Below are 17,912 nucleotides of genomic sequence, written 5' to 3' on the forward strand. Positions count from 1 at the left end.
CTTACTCCGCTGCAATCTGGTTTGCGGCTGCCTTGGGCTTGGGTTTCGTCCCGTGCTCGTAGTCTTCCAGGAAATCGAGCACCTCCTGCCGGTAGGTGTAATAATCCGGGTGCTCCAGCAGCGCCTTGCGGGTGCGGGGGCGGGGCAGGCCGACGTCGGTGATCTTGCCGATGGTGGCCTGGGGTCCGTTGGTCATCATCACCACCCGGTCGGCGAGCAGGATCGCCTCGTCCACGTCGTGGGTGACGCAGATCGCGGTGACCTTGGTGCGGGACCACACCTCCATCAGCACCTCTTGCAGCTCCCAGCGGGTCAGGCTGTCGAGCATGCCGAAGGGTTCATCGAGCAGCAGCAGCTTGGGCGACAGCGCAAAGGCGCGGGCGATGCCGACCCGCTGCTGCATGCCGTTCGACATGGCGTTTGCGGGCTTGTCCATCGCATCACCCAGGCCGACGCGCTCCAGATAGTATTCCACCACGTCCTGCCGCTCCGCCTGGCTGGCCTTGGGATAGACCTTGTCGACCCCGATGGCGCAGTTCTCCCGCGCGGTCAGCCAGGGGAACAGGTTTGGCGACTGGAACACCACGGCGCGCTCCGGGTTGGCGCCTTCGACGTGTTTGCGGTCGAGCTTGATCGCGCCCTTGGAAATCGGATTGAGTCCCGCCGCCATGGTCAGAACCGTGGACTTGCCGCAGCCCGAATGGCCGATCAGCGAGATGAATTCGCCCTTGTTGATCTTGATGTTGAAATCCTCGACCACGGTCAGCGGCCCCTTTGGCGTGGGGTAGATCTTGTGCAACTGCGAGAATTCCAGAAAGCGTACTTTGGTCAGCGACTTAGAGGCCTCGGCCACTGCCGCAGGCAGCCCGTGGACCGGAATGACATCCGGCAGGGTTCTGGTGCTTTTGATTTTGGCCTCGATCCCTGCATCCATCAGGCAGGAGGTCACTTCCCTCCGCAGGCGCTTGAAGGTCTCGTCGCTGTTCATGGCGGATCGCTCGCGCGGGCGCGGAATGGAAACCTTGAACGCTGCCCCCAGCGTGCCGTCGGGGTTCAGCGCGATGATGCGGTCGGCCAGCAGGATGGCTTCGTCCACGTCATTGGTGATCAGCACGCAGGTTTTTTTGTCCGCCTGCCAGATCATCTCGATCTCATCCGCCAGGTTTGCGCGGGTCAGCGCATCCAGGGCTGACAGCGGCTCATCCAGCAGCAGCACCTCAGGGTCCATTGCCAGCGCCCGCGCCACATTGACCCGCTGGCGCATCCCCCCCGACAGTTCCGCCGGGCGGCGGTTTGCAGCGTGGCCCAGGCCGACCATTTTCACGTAGTGGTCCACCTTGGCCTGTTTTTCCGCCCTTGCCATACCGGGAAAGACCGTGTCGACCGCAAGCGCGACATTGCCGGTCACCGTCAGCCAGGGCATCAGCGAATAGTTCTGGAAGATCACGCCGCGTTCGGGTCCGGGTCCGGAGATGCATTTGCCCCTGAAGGTGACAGTGCCCTGCGACGGCGTTTCCAGCCCCGCCATCAGGTTGATCAGCGTGGTCTTGCCAGTACCGGAGAAGCCCAGCAGGACAAGAAACTCGCCCTCCTCAACCTCCAGGCCGATATTGTTCAGGACATCGGTGCGGGCGGTGCCTTCACCAAAGCTTTTGGAGACATTTTTGAACTCAAGAACGCTCATGGCGGATCACCTGTTGTTCGAAAAGGTAAAGAGCGACTGCAGCGCGTACATCACCCGGTCCAGCAGGAAGCCGATGATGCCGATAGTCAGCACTGCGACGATGATCTTGGCCAGCGACTGCGAGGAGCCGTTCTGGAATTCGTCCCAGACGAATTTGCCAAGCCCGGGGTTCTGCGCCAGCATTTCGGCCGCGATCAGCACCATCCAGCCGACCCCCAGCGACAGCCGCAGGCCGGTGAAGATCAGCGGCAGGGCCGAGGGCAGCACCAGCTTGGTGATCTTGGTCCAGGTGTTCATTTTCAGAACCTTGGAGACATTCACCAAGTCTTTGTCGATGGAGGCCACTCCCAGCGCGGTATTGATCAGTGTTGGCCACAGCGAACACAGCGTCACGGTGATGGCGGAGACCAGGAACGACTTGGCAAACAGCCCGTCGTTGGTGGCGTACAGCGCCGAGACGATCATGGTGACGATCGGCAGCCAGGCCAAAGGCGATACCGGCTTGAAGACCTGCACCAAGGGGTTGATGGCCGAATTGGCCACCGGCGACAGACCAGCCAGGATTCCCAGTGGAATCGCCACAGCAGAGGCGATCAGAAAGCCGAAGAACACGGTCTGGATCGAGGTCCAGATCTGCTGATAGTAGGACGGCGCGCCGGTATAGGGGATATCCTTGACCCGCTCCGGCTGGCCGCGGTCGATGAAACGCTGATTGCGGGCCTCCACCTTCTTGTAGTGGGCCAGTTTCTTGGCGTCTTTGGCCTGCGCATCCCTGTGCAGGTTCACGGCTTCAGTCCAGACAGCGGCAGGGCCGGGGACCGCCCCCAGCGAAGTTTGTACTTTGGGGGCCATCGCGGCCCAGAGCAGGAGAAAGGCCGCAATCGCGATGACGGGAACCGCCAGCAGGCGCCAGATTTCCTTCATCTGCGCCTTGGGGTTGTCTCCTGCAGCGGCTTTCAGAACCGGGGTGATCCAGGCCAGGCCAAAAACCTGAAACCAGGCGTCCAGCTTGTTGATCCGGGTAAACAGCCGCGCGCGGCGGGCCTCGGAGCTGAGCGTGTCGGGGTCGATGGTGGTCATGGTGGGATCCTTTTCGAGGAATACTGCGGCAGGGCGGCGGCGGCCTTGGCTTGCCGCGCCGCGCACCCGTCCGGGCTCAGCCTTGAACGGCGCCGCCGGCGACGGTCTGGCCGGCCTTCAGGCCGATCGGCAGGCTGTCGATGTAGGCGTTGGGGGTTTTGCCATCAAAGGGGATGCCGTCGATGATGTCCTCTGCCGGGGTCGGGGCCTTGTATCCGTCACTGTCCCAGGGGAAGTCCGCAGCATCGGCAAGCCCGTCATCCACCAGCATTTTTGCCGCTTCCAGGTAGATCCCGGGCTTGTAGACCGAGCGCGCGACTTCATCATACCAGCTGTCGGGTTTGGGCTCGGCGATCTGGCCCCAGCGGCGCATCTGGGTCAGGTACCAGACCGCGTCCGAATAGAACGGATAGGTGGCGTTGTAGCGGAAAAACACGTTGAAATCCGGCACCGCGCGCGTGTCACCCGGTTCGTATTCAAACGTGCCGGTCATCGAATTGGCGATCACCTCCGGGTCGGCACCGACGTAATCCGGGCGCGACAGGATCTCGACCGCTTCCGCACGGTTGGCGTTATCGTTTTCATCCAGCCACTGGGCCGCGCGGATCAGCGCCTTGACTACGGCGCGGGTGGTGTTGGGGTTTTCCTCGGCAAACTCTGCAGTGATCCCGAACACCTTTTCCGGGTTGTTTTTCCAGATCTCGTAATCGGTGATGACCGGTACGCCGATGCCCTTGAACACAGCCTGCTGGTTCCACGGCTCCCCCACGCAGTAGCCGGAGATGGTGCCCGCCTCCAATGTCGCAGGCATCTGCGGCGGCGGTGTCACCGACAGGAACGCCTCGGCGCCGATCTGGCCGGTCACGTTGTCGGGCGAGTAGTAGCCGGGGTTTATACCGCCAGCCGCCAGCCAGTAGCGCAGTTCATAGTTATGGGTGGAGACCGGGAACACCATGCCCATGTTGAACGGCTTGCCCTTGGCGTTGAAATCCTCGATCACCGGCTTCAGATAGGCGGCGGAAATCGGATGCGCGATCCGGCCGCCGGCGTCTGCCGGGAGGTTCGGCTTCATCATCTCCCAGACCTCGTTGGACAGGGTGATGCCGTTGCCGTTCAGATCCATCGAGAACGGGGCCACGATGCGGGCTTTGGTGCCATAACCGATGGTCGCGGCCAGCGGCTGGCCTGCCAGCATATGGGCGCCGTCCAGGGTGCCATCTATCACCCCGTCCAGCAGCACCTTCCAGTTCGCCTGCGCTTCGAGGGTCACAAACAGCCCCTCATCATCGAAGAACCCCTGCTCATAGGCTACCGCCAGCGGCGCCATGTCGGTGAGCTTGATGAAACCGAAGGTCAGAACGTCTTTTTCCAGGTCGGGCATGTCAGCCAGAGCCGGCCCGGTCAGCGCGGTTGTGGCCGTCAAGGCGAGGATCAGTTTCTTCATCGGGTCGGTTTCCTTTGTTTGCTGTGTCCGGCCCGAAGGCCGAATAGAAAAAGCCGCTGACACGCACCGCCGGGAGGAGTGGCGGTGGGTCGAGCGGCTTTGCTCAGTGAAACCCGGTCTTCGGGAAAATTCTCAGTCAGGCACCGTTGCCTGTCTGACCTCAGGCTGCCGGAGGAGGAGCAAGGCGGCAAAGACTTCTTTGCTCATGCAGCAAGAAATTCTGCGTTGCAGCATGATGATCCGGAAAGCTGCCTGCTTTTTCATCAGTCCGCGGCCTGGGGGTCAAAAACGCGGCCATCGAAGAACCGGTTCTGCAACAGGCTGACCGCTGCCGATTCTCCCGCTGCCAGCAGCAGGGCGCTGATTGCACCTTCCAGTGTCAAAGGGACGCCGGGCAAGCCGGCGCCGGTCCCGCGCAGGGCGTTGCAGTACAGATCGCTGCGAAGTACTTGCATGGCCTTTGCAAGTGCCGTCTCGCGGCCCAGGCCGTTCCGCTGTGCGGGCTGTAAGGCAATCCATTGCACCTGGCTCCGCCAGGGGAAGGCTGCTGCGTCGTCATGAAAGCCGATGAAACCGGGCGCTTCGCGCTGCGGGCCCTGAGGTGTGACCGTGAATTTTCCCGACAGCGCGCGATCGAAGATTTCGGCGGGCAGATCGAGATACCGCCGCGCGGCCAGGAAGGCGCGCGGTGCAGCTCCAGCGTCAGTTGTTGTTCGGCGGCAACGCCCAATTCCTGCGCGGCAATCAGCGGCGCCGCATCGGTCAGCGGGACATAGCCGGCAGGGATTCCCGTGTCGTGCTCATGCCAGCAGCCCTGCTGCGGTGACCAGCGCCTGCGCCACGTCTGCGACGCGCTTGTTCTGGTTCATCGCGGTCTTGCGCAGCAGCGCATAGGCTTCATCTTCGCTGATGCCGCGGGCCTTCATGACGATGCCTTTGGCGCGGTCGATGACCTTGCGCTCTTCCAGGGCGCGCTTGACTTCGGCAAGCTCGGTGCGCATCCGCTGAAACAGCCGGAACCGGGCGATCGCGGCGTCCAGAACCGGCTTCAGCCGGGCGGGCTGCAGCCCGTCGACTACATAAGCCGAAACACCGGCCTCCACCGCGGCAGCAGACAACCCGTCTTCGCTGCGATCGACAAACATGGCCACCGGACGTTCCTTGGGGCCGGATGCAAGCGTCAGTTCCTCCAGCACGCCGCGCGAGGGATTTGCAATATCGATGAGGACAACATCCGGGTCACGCACCTGTATCCGGCGCGCCAGGCCTGAAGGTTCCGATATGACCTGAATGTCGAAATCCCCGGCTTCCCGCAGCCCGCCCACAATCATGAAGGCGCGTTCGCGGTCTGTTTCTACAACAACAATGGACAGGGCGTCGGGCATGCGGCAGAGCATGAAAAGGGCGGAAGATGTCTGTAAAGGTCACAGATGCGGCGCGATTTTCAGATAACGTGCTTACGCCGAAATTTTAAGCGAACAGCCTGAACCTTTGGCTTGGTAGAAAGAAACTGGCGGCAGCCAAACGTCGGACTAGGGGAGGCTGCTTGAAGTTCGCAAAGGGTGATATGTGCAGGTTCCTCGGACGCTATGCCAGCACGGACCTGGGTCCGATGAAGGGGTCCTTGGCATACACGACCCAGTCGTTTCGGCGCAGCGGTTGCAGGAACGCGTCGAAGGCCGCGCGATCCGCAAGCCCGGCATGACCGCCGAAGACGTGCAGCTTCCCGGCGACGAGCGGCCGGGCCAGCCCGTCCAGTTGGGACAGTGCCTGTTCCGGCGAGAGTTGCAGGCAATGTATTCATCCCGCAGTCATCACATCGCGCGGCATGGCCGCCGAGCGCCGCCGTGCGGCAGCGCTCGATGGCGCTCATCACCTTCAATTGGCCGAGGCTGATGCGGCCCCTGTTTGCTGCCCGGTACGCAGCACCACTGGCGCGGAAGGTATCCGCGACCTCCAGCTTTGGCAGAGGCAACGCGGTCGATGATGCGCCTTTCTTACTCTTCTTCCGCTTGGCCTGTGCCGAATCATCGAGCGGGCTCTCAACCTCCGAGATCTGCGCCCTCTCATCGATTGCTGGGCAATCGTCTGCCGGGCAGTAGATGACCCGGATGTCCACGCCGCGCTCCAGCAGATGTGTTGCGAAAGAATGGCGCAGCGTGCCAGAGGCGCGTCTTTGACACGACGTGCGCAGCGTCACCGGCTTGGTAATCCCCGCGGCCCGCGCCGCCTGCTTGAACAAACGCGAGTTCTGACGGGCAGACAGGTGCTTGCCGCCATAGCCGGGGAAAATGACCTGATCAGGCCCGGGCACGCCAGTGTCCTGACCGGTGGGACGTTCTTTCCACCAGTCCCGCAATAATCCCAGAATGCCGGCGGGCAGCATCACGTTGCGATCCTTGCGGCCCTTAGATTGCACGATGCGGATGATGTTTTGGGCGCCGTCGTGTCGAAGACGCGCCTCCGGCACGATATCGCCAACCTTCAGCCGGACGACCTCGCCCGCGCGCATACCGCAGCCATAGGCCAGCGATAGCATCACACGCGCCTTAAAACAGGGGGCCATGGTGAGGATGCGACTGACCTCGTTGCGGCTCAGCACAACGGGAACCTTCACGGGCTTCTTGAGGTGGAACACTTCGGCCGCCAGGTCATGCCGCCGCAGCGTGACCCGGAACAAAAACTTCACCCCGGTCATGGTCTGGTTGCGGGTGCAGATGCTGGTGCCGCTTTCCATCAGATGCCGCTGGAAGTCCCGCAAGTGGCTGGTTTGAGACGCTGGTCCCAGATTGCGCGCCGGCATACCGGTAATCATCCGGACGCGAGGGGGTGCCCTCGGTGTGGACTGCTGAAGGGTCATGGGAAACCCTCTGTCAACCGAGGCAAAATCACCTCGGCCAACAGCACCCACCCGTCATCGAAATCCGCGAAGCAAATCCCGGTTTCCCGCAACGCCAGCCACAGGCGCCCATATCGCGGAGCGATTTAGTGCCCGGTGCCTAAAGCAGACTTGGGCGGGTTGCCTGTCTGCATGTACAGAGAACGTCAGGATTGTACCGGGTTGGGTAAATTCAGCGCTTCGGAATTGCTGCACCTTGCCTGAATGACTGCATTTCCTCTTGCTGTGCAGCGGGTGATTTTCGGCAGTGCGGCGGGTAGGCACGCTGCGAGCGCGCGCAGCGAGAACTCAGCACGTCCGCAATGGGCTCCCTGACCGAATTCGCCGCGTAAGCGACGGACGGCTGCTCTGTTGAAATCACATGGGCCAAGAGCGTGCAGACCTCAAATATCGGAACGCTCACTGCCCATGCTATCGTTGCGGCCAGATGGTGACCGAGGCAACACTGTAGATATTTTCAGCCAGATGAAGAGAGGATCCTTTATTCTTCTGGCCTCAAATATCCCGGAGCGCGAGGCAGAGCCTCGCTTCAGGCCTTCCAGTCAAAGAACCCCTTACCGGCTTTCTCCAGTAGCTTTGCCGCCATTTCCCGACCCAATTCCGCACCGTCTTCCACCGGGCAGGTCTGATCATCGTTGATCGCTTCGGAACCATCCGGGCGCAGCACTTCGCCGCGCAGGCGCAGGGTGGGGCCGTTGAGTTCGGCAAGGCCCGCAATCGGAGTCTCGCAGGAGCCGTCAAGCGCCGCCAGAAAGGCGCGTTCGGCTGCCAGGCGCTGGCCGGTTTCGCCGTCATGAATTGCTGAGAGCATCTCGGCGGCGCGGCTGTCATCCGCGCGCCGTTCAATGCCGATGGCGCCTTGCGCCACTGCGGGCAGCATGTCGTTTGTTTCGATCGCTGTGGCAGGCACATCCGCCATCGCCAGCCGGTTGAGGCCGGCCATCGCCAGGAAGGTGCATTCCGCGACACCCTCGGACAGTTTGCGCAGCCGGGTCTGCACGTTGCCGCGGAACTCTACCACGTTCAGATCGGGACGGCGGTTCAAGAGCTGCGCGCGGCGGCGCAAGGACGACGTGCCGACCACCGCGCCCTCGGCCAGGACATGAAGCGATTTGAGAGACGGGGAAATGAATGCATCGCGCACGTCCTCGCGCGGCAGATAGGTGTCCAGCGCCAGCCCCTCCGGCTGCAGCACCGGCATGTCCTTCATCGAATGCACCGCGATGTCGATGGCACCGGACAGAAGATCCTCTTCGATCTCCTTGGTGAACAGCCCTTTGCCGCCCAGCTCTTTCAGCGGCTTGTCCGCTGCGATCAGTGCCTGATTGTCGCCGGTGGTCTTGATCACCACGATCTCGAACGCCTCCTGCGGCAAGCCGAAGGCGGCGGCCAGGCGGCTGCGGGTCTCATGGGCCTGGGCCAGCGCCAGCGGCGATCCGCGGGTGCCGATTTTCAGGGGCGAAGCGGGGGTGGGCAGGGTCAGTGTCATAAGAAGAAGCCTTAAATCAGTTTGCGCCCCGGAGGAAACCGGTTTTTGCCTCTCTCACATGCCCGGGGAGGCAGCTTTGATATAGGACAAGGCGCTTGGGGGCAGGGCGCGGCACATCGCCCCTGCTCTTGACATTCCGCGGCGCAGGCGTGACCTCAGAGGGCGATGTATACGGGCGATTGATAGCGAGGATGACCATGGGTGGACAAAAGAAGCTGCTGCGCGCATTGGCGGGTGAGAAACAGGATGTGCCGCCGATCTGGATGATGCGTCAGGCGGGCCGCTATCTGCCGGAATACCGCGCGACGCGGGCCGAGGCCGGGGATTTCCTGTCGCTTTGCTACAATCCTGAATTGGCCGCCGAAGTGACCCTGCAGCCGATCCGCCGCTATGGCTTTGATGCGGCGATCCTGTTTGCCGATATCCTGCTGATCCCGCAGGCGCTGGGGGCGGACCTGTGGTTCGTGACCGGCGAAGGCCCGCGGCTGTCGACCATCACTTCTGACGCAGATTTTGCCAAGCTTGGCCCGGCTGCAGACATTCACGAAACACTGAACCCGATTTACGAGACCGTCCGCATCCTGTCCTGCGAATTGCCGTCCGAGACGACGCTGATCGGTTTTGCCGGCGCGCCCTGGACCGTTGCGACCTATATGATCGCGGGCCGCGGCACCCCGGACCAAGGACCGGCCCATGCCCTGCGCGAGGAAAACACCGCGCTGTTCGAGGCGCTGCTGGCGCGGATCACCGAAGCCACCATTGACTATCTGTCCAAGCAGATCGAAGCGGGTGCCGAAGTGGTCAAGATCTTTGACAGCTGGGCCGGGTCGCTGAAGGGCGAAGCGTTCCAAAAGTATGCTCTGGAACCCTGCCGCCAGATCACCGCGGCGCTGAAGGAACGGCATCCGGGCATTCCGGTGATCGGCTTCCCGCGGGAAGCGGGCGACAAATATGCGGGCTTTGCCAAGGCCACCGGAATTGATTGTGTGGCGCTGGACAATTCGGTGGATCCGGCCTGGGCTGCGGCCCATGTGCAGGCGGACGGCTGCGTGCAGGGCAATCTGGCGTCCCGCCACATGGTGACCGGCGGGCAGGACCTGGTGGATGAAACCCGCCGCATTGTTGATGCCTTCAGGAACGGCCCGCATATTTTCAATCTGGGCCATGGCATCACGCCCGATGCGGACCCGGACAATGTGCAGCTGATGATCGACACGGTCCGCGGCGGCTGAGCGGTTCAGCTGCGGCCCGGCCTTGTGCCGGGCGGCGGTTTCGGGCATCAGCGCAGCAGCACGCGCCGCGAATAAGGACATAACGGTGGATTACGGTAAATCTGGAGCACCCAAAATGGGCAAGAATAAACCTCGTCACGCCGAACATAATGCCAAGGGAACCAAGAAGAACCCCTTTGGCAAGCAGTCGGACAAAACCGAGCTGCTGAAGCGTATGAAAGCGGCAGCCGAGAAACCCAAGAAAGAAGACTGAGCCTATTTGAGGCCCAATTCCGCCAGGATCTCGTCCGTATGCTGTCCGCGTGCGGGGATTTCCGGCGGGGTCCATTCCGGCTGATCTGAAAACCGCGGGGCAGGGGCAGCCTGCAGCACGCCCTGCGCTTCAGTCCATGTGCCGCGGGTGTTCATCGGGTGAGCTAGGGCTTCCTCGGGGTTCAGCACCGGGGCGACGCAGGCGTCAGTTCCCTCAAAAAGCACCGCCCAGTGATCACGCGCCTGGCTGGCAAAAATCCCGGCGAGGCGGCCTGTGAGGGCGGGCCAGAGGGCTTTGTTGAACTGCTGACGAAACGCTGGATCCTCGGACAGCTGCAGCTTTTCCAGAAACAGCGCATAAAACTTCGGCTCGAGGCATTGCACCGAGACATAGCCGCCGCAGGCACAGGCATAGGTGCGGCTCCAATGCGGCCCGTCGAGCAGGTTTGCGCCGCGTTGCACGCCGAAATGGCCGGCCTGGCGGATGCTCATCAAGAGGTTCATCATATGGGCCGAGCCGTCATAGATTGCGGCATCCACCACACAGCCGCCGCCGGTTGTTTTGGCCCCGAGGATACCTGCCAGCATTCCCGCCACCAGATACATCGCGCCACCGCCGATGTCGCCGACCAGCGTGGCGGGTGTTTGCGGCACATCGCCGGGGCATGAGGCATACCAAAGCGCGCCGGACAGCGAGATATAGTTCAAATCATGCCCCGCCGCATGGGCCAGCGGGCTGTCCTGCCCCCAGCCGGTCATGCGGCCATAGACCAAGGCGGGATTGACCGCGTGGCAGGTTTCCGGACCAAGGCCCAGCCGTTCCATCACGCCGGGGCGGAAACCCTCGATCAACCCGTCAGCGGCGGCGGCCAGAGCCAGAAAGGTTTCGACATCAGCGGGCTCTTTCAGGTCCAGCTCAATCGATCGTTTGCCCCGGTCCAGCAGCGAGCGTTCCGGCATTCCGGGGGTGACGGCGCCGCCCTTGCGGTTGACGCAGATCACCTCGGCCCCGAGGTCGGCCAGTGTCATTGCTGCAAAGGGGCCGGGGCCTAGGCCTTCGACCTCAAGAATACGGATCCCTTGCAGCATTTCGGTCCCTTTCGTGATGCCCGGCTGGATCAGTCTGCGGCGGCTCAGCTGCTTTGGGCAAGCTGCTGGCGGAACTTCCGTGGCGGCAGTCCGGTGCCCTTGGCAAAGATCCGGCTGAAATGGGCCGGATCGGTAAAGCCCAGTTCATAGGCGATCTGCGCCGCAGTCAGGTTGGTGTAGATCAGCAGCCTCCGCGCCTCGCGCAGGACACGGGCGCGGACCAAGGCCGAGGCCGGCTGGCCGGTGGCCTGATGGGCGATACGGTTGAGGTGGGTCGCGGACACAGCCAGCGCGCAAGCGTAGTCCGCCAGCGGGCGCCGCAGGCGGAAGTCGCGCTCTACCAGCGCCTCGAACCGGGCAAACAGCGGGCTGACCCGGGCCTGCGGATCCTCTCCCTGGGCGGCGGCGATGGCGCGGGCGGCCAGCGCGGTAACCGACAACGCTAGTCCGCGCAGCATCTGCGCGCGGCCAAAGCCCTTGTTTCCGTACTCCCGGAATAGGCGCGCAGCCAGGCTTTGCAGCCCATCGGGCAAGGGCATGACGGCAGGCAGATCCAGCGGTGCACGCATCCCTTCGCCCGGCGCCAGGCTCTGGTCCAGCAAGTCCGAAGCGAGTGTGATCACCCAGCCGCCGGTGCCATTGCCAAAGCGGAAACCATGCACCACGCCTCGGGGCACGTTTATCAGGCAGGGCGGGGACAGGGCGTGGCTGTTTCCGTCAAGATCCGCCTCTCCCGAACCGCAGGTCAGCACCAGTATCTGGTGCAGCCGGGCATGGCGGTGCGGCCTCAGCTCCCAATCATACAGCTCGGACCGGCTGCGGATGGTCTCCACATGCAGGATATCGGCAAGTTCCGCGGTCTCGCCAAACAAGTTGTAGGTGTCGATGGAGATTTGCGTCTGCATGTTTAAAATGTACAAGAACTGGCGCGGTGGGTCCATTCGCAAAGATGTGCGCGCAGCGCATAATTCACCCTGCAAGCACAAGTCGAAAAATCGGGGAACGCGCATGTCCACGCATCAGACGCAGGTTGTCATTATTGGCGGCGGGCCTTCGGGGCTGCTGCTGTCGCAGCTGTTGCATCGCCAAGGGGTCAGTTCAATTGTTCTGGAAAAGCACAGCCGGTCGCATGTGCTGGGCCGGATCCGGGCCGGGGTGCTGGAACATGGCTTTGTCAATCTGATGCGCGAGGCCGGCTGCAGCGGGCGGATGGACCGCGAAGGGGAGATCCACGAGGGGTTTCATATTGCTCATCAGGGGCGGCTGGACCGGATCGACCTGGCGAAACACACCGGCGGCGAGACGGTAATGGTCTACGGCCAGACCGAGGTGACCCGCGATCTGTATGAGGCGCGCGACGCGATGGGTGGTGAGGTCCTGCATGAGGTGCAGAATGTGCAGCCGCATGCGCTGACAGAAGCGCACCCCTATGTGACCTGGGAGCAGGATGGCGCATCGCAACGGGCAGACTGCGACTTTATCGTTGGCGCCGACGGCTTTCACGGGGTCAGCCGCAAATCTATTCCGGCGGAGGTGCTGAAGGAATACGAAAAGGTCTATCCCTTCGGCTGGCTAGGGGTTCTGTCGGAAACGCCGCCGGTTGCGGAGGAACTGATCTATGCCCGCCATGAACGGGGGTTTGCGTTATGCTCGCTGCGCAGCCGGGTGCTGAGCCGTTACTACATCCAGGTGCCGTTAACGGACCGGGCTGAAGATTGGAGCGAAGCAGCCTTCTGGGCAGAGCTGAAGCGCCGCCTGCCGGAACAGGTGGCAGGGCAATTGGAAACCGGCCCGTCGATCGAGAAATCCATTGCGCCCTTGCGCAGTTTCGTGGCGGAGCCGATGCGGTACGGCAATCTGTTCCTGGCGGGCGACGCAGCCCATATTGTGCCGCCGACCGGCGCCAAGGGGCTGAACTCGGCGGCCTCGGACATCTACTACCTCTATCATGGTTTCCTGGACCACTATCTGCAGGGCGACAGCAGCAGGCTGGACGAATATTCCGAAAAGGCACTGGCGCGGGTCTGGAAAGCGGAGCGGTTCAGCTGGTGGATGACCAACCTGCTGCATCGTTTCCCGGAAGGCACAGAGACCGATCTGCGGTTGCAGCGCGCGGATCTGGACTATCTGTTCTCTTCAGAGGCGGCGCGGGCCTCGCTGGCAGAGAATTACGTCGGATTGCCGTATTAGGCGCGGAGCCTCCCTCAGGGCAAGCATATCCGCCGGGCAAGGAACGGCAGGCTCCCGCGCCTTTGCCATGCATCCTGGATGCAAGACAAAGCCTTGGGCCCGGCGGCGCCTGGAAGCTGTCCCGGTGGATGCGTAAACTTGGCCTGACTGTCTGAGAGCTGCAGACGCCGCTGGAGCACGGCAGCAGCGTGCGCAGCACGCTGCCCGGCCCAACGCTGCCCAAGGTCCGGCGTCAGCCGGCCGCCAGGGCGGGGGCGGGAGCGCCCCAGGCGACAGTCAGTCTTTTGCTGGCAGGGCGCGGGTTTTCAGCCAGATCCAGCAGCGCAGCGCCGAAATCCGCAAAGGAGATCTGCGACACACCAGCTGCGTCTGTCAGCAGCGTATCAGTGCCAAGCTGGTATTGGCCGGTCAGCGGCCCCTCTGTCAGCAGCGCGGGCGGACGCAGGCAGGTCCATTCCACCCCGGTTTCCTGCTCCAGCATGGCGTCTTGCGCCGCGCAGGCTTCGGCAATCAGGCGGGAGGCTTCAGGCAGGAAACCCGGCGCGCTCAGCACCGTGTGACCGCTGCCATCCGCCAGCTTCAACAAGGCCGCGCCGCCTGTTACCAGGGCCGGAACGCCGGCGTGGCGCGCTGCCTGCACCGCGGTGCGGGTCAGCGGGATCAGATCCTCTTCACGCCCGGCGGGCGGGCGCAGGGCGCTGATAACCAGATCATGGCCTTTCGCGGCATTAACCGCGGCCCGGGGATCCGCCAGCAGATCCAGCGGCAGCGGAGTGACCAAGGGGCTGATTGCGGCAAGGGCTGAAGGCGCGCGCGATACGGCCGTTACCTGATGGCCACGCTGTGCTGCGGCCTTTACGGCTGCACTGCCCACGTCGCCGGTGGCGCCGAAAATGATGATCTTCATTGTATGCTCCTTGACTTATCTTGGCGTCGAGATAGCGTGTATAAATCTCGACGTAAAGATAAAATGGCAAAGATTGACGCAGCGGCAGTTACGCCGCTTTTGCTGACCTCAGCGGTGCAGATCAGGGGCAGGGGCCAATGCCGGCTTGGCAGGGGGCTGCGGTGCGGCTAGGTCTGAGAGGAACCAGAAACATGCGCCAGGGAGGCCAAGCCCATGCAGATGAGTGACCAGAAGGAGATCGCCGCCGATCCCGCAACCGTCTATGCGGCACTGCTGACGCCGGAGGTGCTGAAGGCCTGTGTGCCCGGTGCACAGGAGGTCACCGGCACGCCGCAGGAGGGGTTCGAGGCCACAGTCACCCAGAAAGTCGGCCCGGTCAAAGCCACCTTCAAAGGCCAGGTCAGCCTGTCGGATCTGGTAGAGAATGAAACGCTGACCATTTCCGGTGAAGGCAAGGGCGGCGCGGCCGGCTTTGCCAAGGGCGGGGCGGTTGTGACGCTAGCGCCGTCGGACACGGGCACGCTGCTGTCGTATGAGGTCGAAGCCAAGGTCGGCGGCAAGCTGGCACAGCTTGGCAGCCGCATCATCGACGGTTTTGCCAAAAAGATGGCGGATCAGTTTTTTGCCAATCTGCAGGCCCATCTGGCACCGCAGGAGGAGGCCGAAGGAGACGGGGAAACCCCGGCTGACGGCGAAGCCCCGGAAGGCAGCGGAAAAAAGGGCTGGTTCAGCAAGGTAACAGGCCGCGGCTGAGCCAGCCGATCAGCTCTGCGCAGACGCACAACCGCGTCTGCAAGGCGAGGGCTGGCAGACGCGGCACGCCGCCGTTAGGGTGGCCGGGATTTGACAACATGCCGGAGGCACCATGTCGCCCATCCTGTCCATCCGCGATCTGCGCAAGGTCTATGACGGCGGTTTCGAAGCGCTGAAAGGCGTCTCGCTTGATATAGAAGAAGGCGAGATTCTGGCTCTGCTCGGCCCCAATGGCGCGGGCAAGACGACCCTGATTTCTACCATTTGCGGCATCACCACCGCAACTTCGGGCAGTGTCAGCGTTGGCGGTTTCGACAATGTGGCAGAGTTCCGCGCCGCCCGTGCACTGATCGGGCTGGTGCCGCAAGAAATCACCCTGGAGCCTTTTGCCAAAGTGCATGACACGGTCAGTTTTTCGCGCGGCCTGTTCGGTAAGCCTGCTGATCCGGCGCGGATCGAGGATATTCTGCGCAAGCTGTCGCTGTGGGAAAAACGGGACGCCAAGGTCATGGAGCTGTCCGGCGGCATGAAACGCAGGGTGCTGATTGCCAAGGCGCTGGCGCATGATCCGCGCATCCTGTTCCTGGATGAACCTACCGCAGGCGTGGATGTGGAACTGCGCAAGGACATGTGGGCGATCGTGGCTGAGCTGAAGGCCGGCGGCGTCACCATCATCCTGACCACTCATTACATCGAGGAAGCCGAAGCGATTGCGGACCGGGTCGGTGTGATCACTGGCGGCGAATTGCTGCTGGTCGAAGCGAAAGAACAGCTGATGGCCCGGATGGGGCAGAAACAGCTGGAGGTGCAGCTGACCACGCCCGTTGACGCTATTCCGGAAGCGCTGGCGCAGCATGAATTGCAGCTGGTGAATGGCGGCGCTGCGCTGCTTTATACATATGACACAAGGGCCGAGCGGACGGGCATCACCACATTGTTGAATGACGTGGCGCAGGCCGGGCTGGTGTTGGCGGATGTGCAGACACGGGAATCCAGCCTGGAAGATATCTTTGTCGGGCTTGTGTCGGGGGACGGCGCTTCGGCGGGCGCAGTTCAGGGGGACGCAGCATGAACTGGACAGCGGTCGCAACCATCTACAAGGCGGAAATGGCGCGGTTCTGGCGCACTTTTCTGCAAAGTTTCATCTCGCCGGTGTTGTCCACATCGCTTTACTTTGTGGTCTTCGGCAGCGCCATCGGCAGCCGGATCCAGGAGGTTGACGGGATCGACTACGGGGCCTTTATCGTTCCGGGGCTGATCATGCTGTCGGTAATCACCCAGAGCATATCCAATGCGTCCTTCGGGATTTATTTTCCGAAGTTCATCGGCAACATTTACGAAATCCTGTCAGCGCCGATCAATTTCCTGGAAGTGGTTGCGGGGTTTGTCGGCGCGGCGGCAACCAAGTCGCTGTTCATCGGCGTAGTGATCCTGTGCACGGCGTCGTTGTTTGTGGATCTCTCCATCCAGCACCCGATTGCAATGGTGGCGTTTCTGGTGCTGACCTGCCTCAGCTTCTCGCTGATGGGGTTCATTATCGGCATCTGGGCCGGGAATTTTGAGCAGCTGCAGCTGGTACCCCTGTTGGTGGTGACGCCGCTGGTGTTCCTGGGCGGCTCTTTCTACTCAATCTCGATGCTGCCGCCGGTGTGGCAGACCATCACCCTGTTCAACCCGGTGGTCTATCTGGTGTCGGGTTTCCGCTGGGCGTTCTTTGGCCAGGCGGACGTGCCGGTCTTGCTGAGCCTCTGCGCTATCGGCGGCTTTACCCTGGCCTGCATGGGCGTCATCTGGTGGATTTTCAAGACAGGCTGGCGCATCCGGGCCTGATCCGGCGGCTTGATGCGGTGCGGGGGAGGCTCCCGCCCGCAGCGGGTGCCCGTTGGGCGCCCGGCCCAACGGGAGGGTGGCTGCTGCAAGCAGCCTGCCTGACGGGCGGGAGCCTCCTGGGGTATTTGCCGGGTGCAAACCAGCGTTGCATTTATGCCCGCGGCTGTGCGGTTTTTGCCTTTCACCACAATTCCCCGGGACGCGCACCTTGTTTCACCCCGGGCGGCTCTCTACATCGGCGCCATGAGATTTCGCCTGCCTTTCCTGAAAAGACAGCCCTTGGTGGCAGTAGTGCGCCTGAATGGCGCCATCGGAATGCCCGGCCGCGGCTCGCTCAGCGATGCGGCCCTGGCGCCGGTGCTGGAACGTGCTTTCCGCAAGGGCAAACCTGCCGCGGTGGCGCTGGAAATAAACTCGCCCGGCGGCTCGCCGGTGCAAAGCTCGCTGATCGGCGCCCGCATCCGACGCCTGGCAGAAGAGCTGAACATCCCGGTCTACGCCTTTGTCGAGGACGTTGCGGCCTCGGGCGGCTATTGGCTGGCAGCCTCAGCAGATGAGATCTGGGCTGATGCCAGCTCGGTGCTGGGCTCGGTCGGGGTGATTTCCGCGGGTTTTGGCGCCCATGTGCTGCTGGCCCGCCAAGGCGTGGAGCGACGTGTCTATACTGCGGGCGAGAGCAAATCCATGCTGGATCCGTTCCGCCCGGAAGATCCCGAGGATGTGCAGCGTCTGAAGGTGATCCTGAACGACATCCACGCCAATTTCATCGACCATGTCACAGACCGCCGCGGCGCCAAGCTGCACAGCGAGGAAAACCTGTTCACCGGCGAGATCTGGCTGGCCCGCAGGGCCTTGGACCTGGGGCTGATCGATGGCATCGGCCACCTGAAACCCAAGATGCAGGAGCATTTCGGCGACAAGGTCCGCTTCCGCCGCTATGGGCTTAAGAAGCCGCTGCTCAGCCGCTTTGGCATGCAGGTCGCACAGGATGCGCTGGCCGGGATCGAGGAGCGGGCGGAATACGCGCGTTTCGGCCTCTGACGTGCTGTTCAAGATTGTTGCA

Annotated in this window: 17 protein-coding genes and 2 pseudogenes; 7 read left to right on the forward strand and 12 right to left on the reverse strand. The window is 62.7% G+C overall.

Translation table 11 applies throughout. The features are described 5' to 3' along the window. Position 1: 1 nt before the first annotated feature. The 9 genes and pseudogenes from K3724_RS03150 to hemC all read right to left on the reverse strand — a co-directional run bounded on the left by K3724_RS03150 (position 2) and on the right by hemC (position 8,596). Positions 2 to 1,684 (reverse strand): ABC transporter ATP-binding protein, encoded by a 1,683-nt coding sequence (locus tag K3724_RS03150; protein WP_259989991.1) that lies wholly within the window; start codon positions 1,682 to 1,684, stop codon positions 2 to 4. Positions 1,685 to 1,690: 6 nt separating this feature from the next. Next, the gene (locus tag K3724_RS03155) at positions 1,691 to 2,764 is read right to left on the reverse strand and encodes an ABC transporter permease (protein ID WP_259989993.1); all 1,074 of its coding nucleotides are present in this window, start codon (positions 2,762 to 2,764) and stop codon (positions 1,691 to 1,693) included. Between the two features lie 76 nt (positions 2,765 to 2,840). Next, entirely contained in the window at positions 2,841 to 4,208 is a 1,368-nt protein-coding gene (locus tag K3724_RS03160; protein ID WP_259989995.1) for a CmpA/NrtA family ABC transporter substrate-binding protein, read from the reverse strand. A 263-nt stretch (positions 4,209 to 4,471) separates the two neighbouring features. Then, positions 4,472 to 4,663 (reverse strand): hypothetical protein, encoded by a 192-nt coding sequence (locus tag K3724_RS03165; RefSeq protein WP_259989997.1) that lies wholly within the window; start codon positions 4,661 to 4,663, stop codon positions 4,472 to 4,474. Then, positions 4,588 to 4,995 (reverse strand): ABC transporter substrate-binding protein, encoded by a 408-nt coding sequence (locus tag K3724_RS23930; protein ID WP_409201413.1) that lies wholly within the window; start codon positions 4,993 to 4,995, stop codon positions 4,588 to 4,590. Before K3724_RS23930 ends, K3724_RS03165 begins: the two co-directional genes overlap by 76 nt. A gap of 13 nt (positions 4,996 to 5,008) precedes the next feature. Further along, the gene (locus tag K3724_RS03175; protein ID WP_259990001.1) at positions 5,009 to 5,593 is read right to left on the reverse strand and encodes an ANTAR domain-containing response regulator; all 585 of its coding nucleotides are present in this window, start codon (positions 5,591 to 5,593) and stop codon (positions 5,009 to 5,011) included. Between the two features lie 375 nt (positions 5,594 to 5,968). Further along, a pseudogene (locus tag K3724_RS03180) lies at positions 5,969 to 6,183 on the reverse strand (transposase zinc-binding domain-containing protein); the annotation flags it as partial. A gap of 186 nt (positions 6,184 to 6,369) precedes the next feature. Beyond that, a pseudogene (locus K3724_RS23795) lies at positions 6,370 to 7,068 on the reverse strand (tyrosine-type recombinase/integrase); the annotation flags it as partial. A gap of 568 nt (positions 7,069 to 7,636) precedes the next feature. Continuing rightward, positions 7,637 to 8,596, reverse strand: coding sequence for a hydroxymethylbilane synthase (gene hemC, locus K3724_RS03190; RefSeq protein ID WP_259990002.1), 960 nt, complete (start codon positions 8,594 to 8,596; stop codon positions 7,637 to 7,639). 197 nt (positions 8,597 to 8,793) lie between these two features. On the opposite strand from hemC, the gene hemE reads away from it, so the two are divergent. Both hemE and K3724_RS03200 read left to right on the forward strand, forming a co-directional pair. Next, positions 8,794 to 9,828: a uroporphyrinogen decarboxylase gene (gene hemE / locus K3724_RS03195; RefSeq protein WP_259990004.1), complete on the forward strand. Its 1,035-nt coding sequence runs from the start codon at positions 8,794 to 8,796 to the stop codon at positions 9,826 to 9,828. Between the two features lie 115 nt (positions 9,829 to 9,943). After that, positions 9,944 to 10,081 (forward strand): hypothetical protein, encoded by a 138-nt coding sequence (locus tag K3724_RS03200; protein ID WP_164982652.1) that lies wholly within the window; start codon positions 9,944 to 9,946, stop codon positions 10,079 to 10,081. Positions 10,082 to 10,083: 2 nt separating this feature from the next. Here K3724_RS03200 and K3724_RS03205 read toward each other — a convergent pair whose 3' ends face one another. Further along, on the reverse strand, positions 10,084 to 11,169 hold the full coding sequence (locus tag K3724_RS03205) for a CaiB/BaiF CoA-transferase family protein (protein ID WP_259990007.1): 1,086 nt from the start codon (positions 11,167 to 11,169) through the stop codon (positions 10,084 to 10,086). A gap of 44 nt (positions 11,170 to 11,213) precedes the next feature. Next, entirely contained in the window at positions 11,214 to 12,074 is an 861-nt protein-coding gene (locus tag K3724_RS03210) for a helix-turn-helix domain-containing protein (RefSeq protein WP_259990009.1), read from the reverse strand. A 103-nt stretch (positions 12,075 to 12,177) separates the two neighbouring features. Here K3724_RS03210 and pobA point away from each other — a divergent pair, with 103 nt between their 5' ends. Further along, complete coding sequence (gene pobA, locus K3724_RS03215; protein WP_259990011.1) at positions 12,178 to 13,359, forward strand: 4-hydroxybenzoate 3-monooxygenase; 1,182 nt, start codon at positions 12,178 to 12,180, stop codon at positions 13,357 to 13,359. Positions 13,360 to 13,591: 232 nt separating this feature from the next. On the opposite strand, the gene K3724_RS03220 is transcribed toward pobA, so the two are convergent. Next, positions 13,592 to 14,266: an NAD(P)-dependent oxidoreductase gene (locus K3724_RS03220; RefSeq protein ID WP_259990013.1), complete on the reverse strand. Its 675-nt coding sequence runs from the start codon at positions 14,264 to 14,266 to the stop codon at positions 13,592 to 13,594. 213 nt (positions 14,267 to 14,479) lie between these two features. On the opposite strand from K3724_RS03220, the gene K3724_RS03225 reads away from it, so the two are divergent. The 4 genes from K3724_RS03225 to K3724_RS03240 all read left to right on the forward strand — a co-directional run bounded on the left by K3724_RS03225 (position 14,480) and on the right by K3724_RS03240 (position 17,890). Next, the gene (locus K3724_RS03225) at positions 14,480 to 15,019 is read left to right on the forward strand and encodes a CoxG family protein (protein ID WP_259990015.1); all 540 of its coding nucleotides are present in this window, start codon (positions 14,480 to 14,482) and stop codon (positions 15,017 to 15,019) included. A gap of 112 nt (positions 15,020 to 15,131) precedes the next feature. Next, positions 15,132 to 16,091 carry an ABC transporter ATP-binding protein gene (locus K3724_RS03230; RefSeq protein WP_259990016.1) on the forward strand — a complete coding sequence of 320 codons (960 nt, stop codon included), beginning with the start codon at positions 15,132 to 15,134 and terminating at the stop codon, positions 16,089 to 16,091. Beyond that, the gene (locus K3724_RS03235) at positions 16,088 to 16,849 is read left to right on the forward strand and encodes an ABC transporter permease (RefSeq protein WP_129369797.1); all 762 of its coding nucleotides are present in this window, start codon (positions 16,088 to 16,090) and stop codon (positions 16,847 to 16,849) included. Before K3724_RS03230 ends, K3724_RS03235 begins: the two co-directional genes overlap by 4 nt. Positions 16,850 to 17,092: 243 nt before the next feature. After that, entirely contained in the window at positions 17,093 to 17,890 is a 798-nt protein-coding gene (locus K3724_RS03240; RefSeq protein WP_259990020.1) for a S49 family peptidase, read from the forward strand. Positions 17,891 to 17,912 lie beyond the last annotated feature (22 nt).

The sequence above is a fragment of the Leisingera sp. M658 genome (assembly GCF_025144145.1).
GTDB lineage: Bacteria > Pseudomonadota > Alphaproteobacteria > Rhodobacterales > Rhodobacteraceae > Leisingera.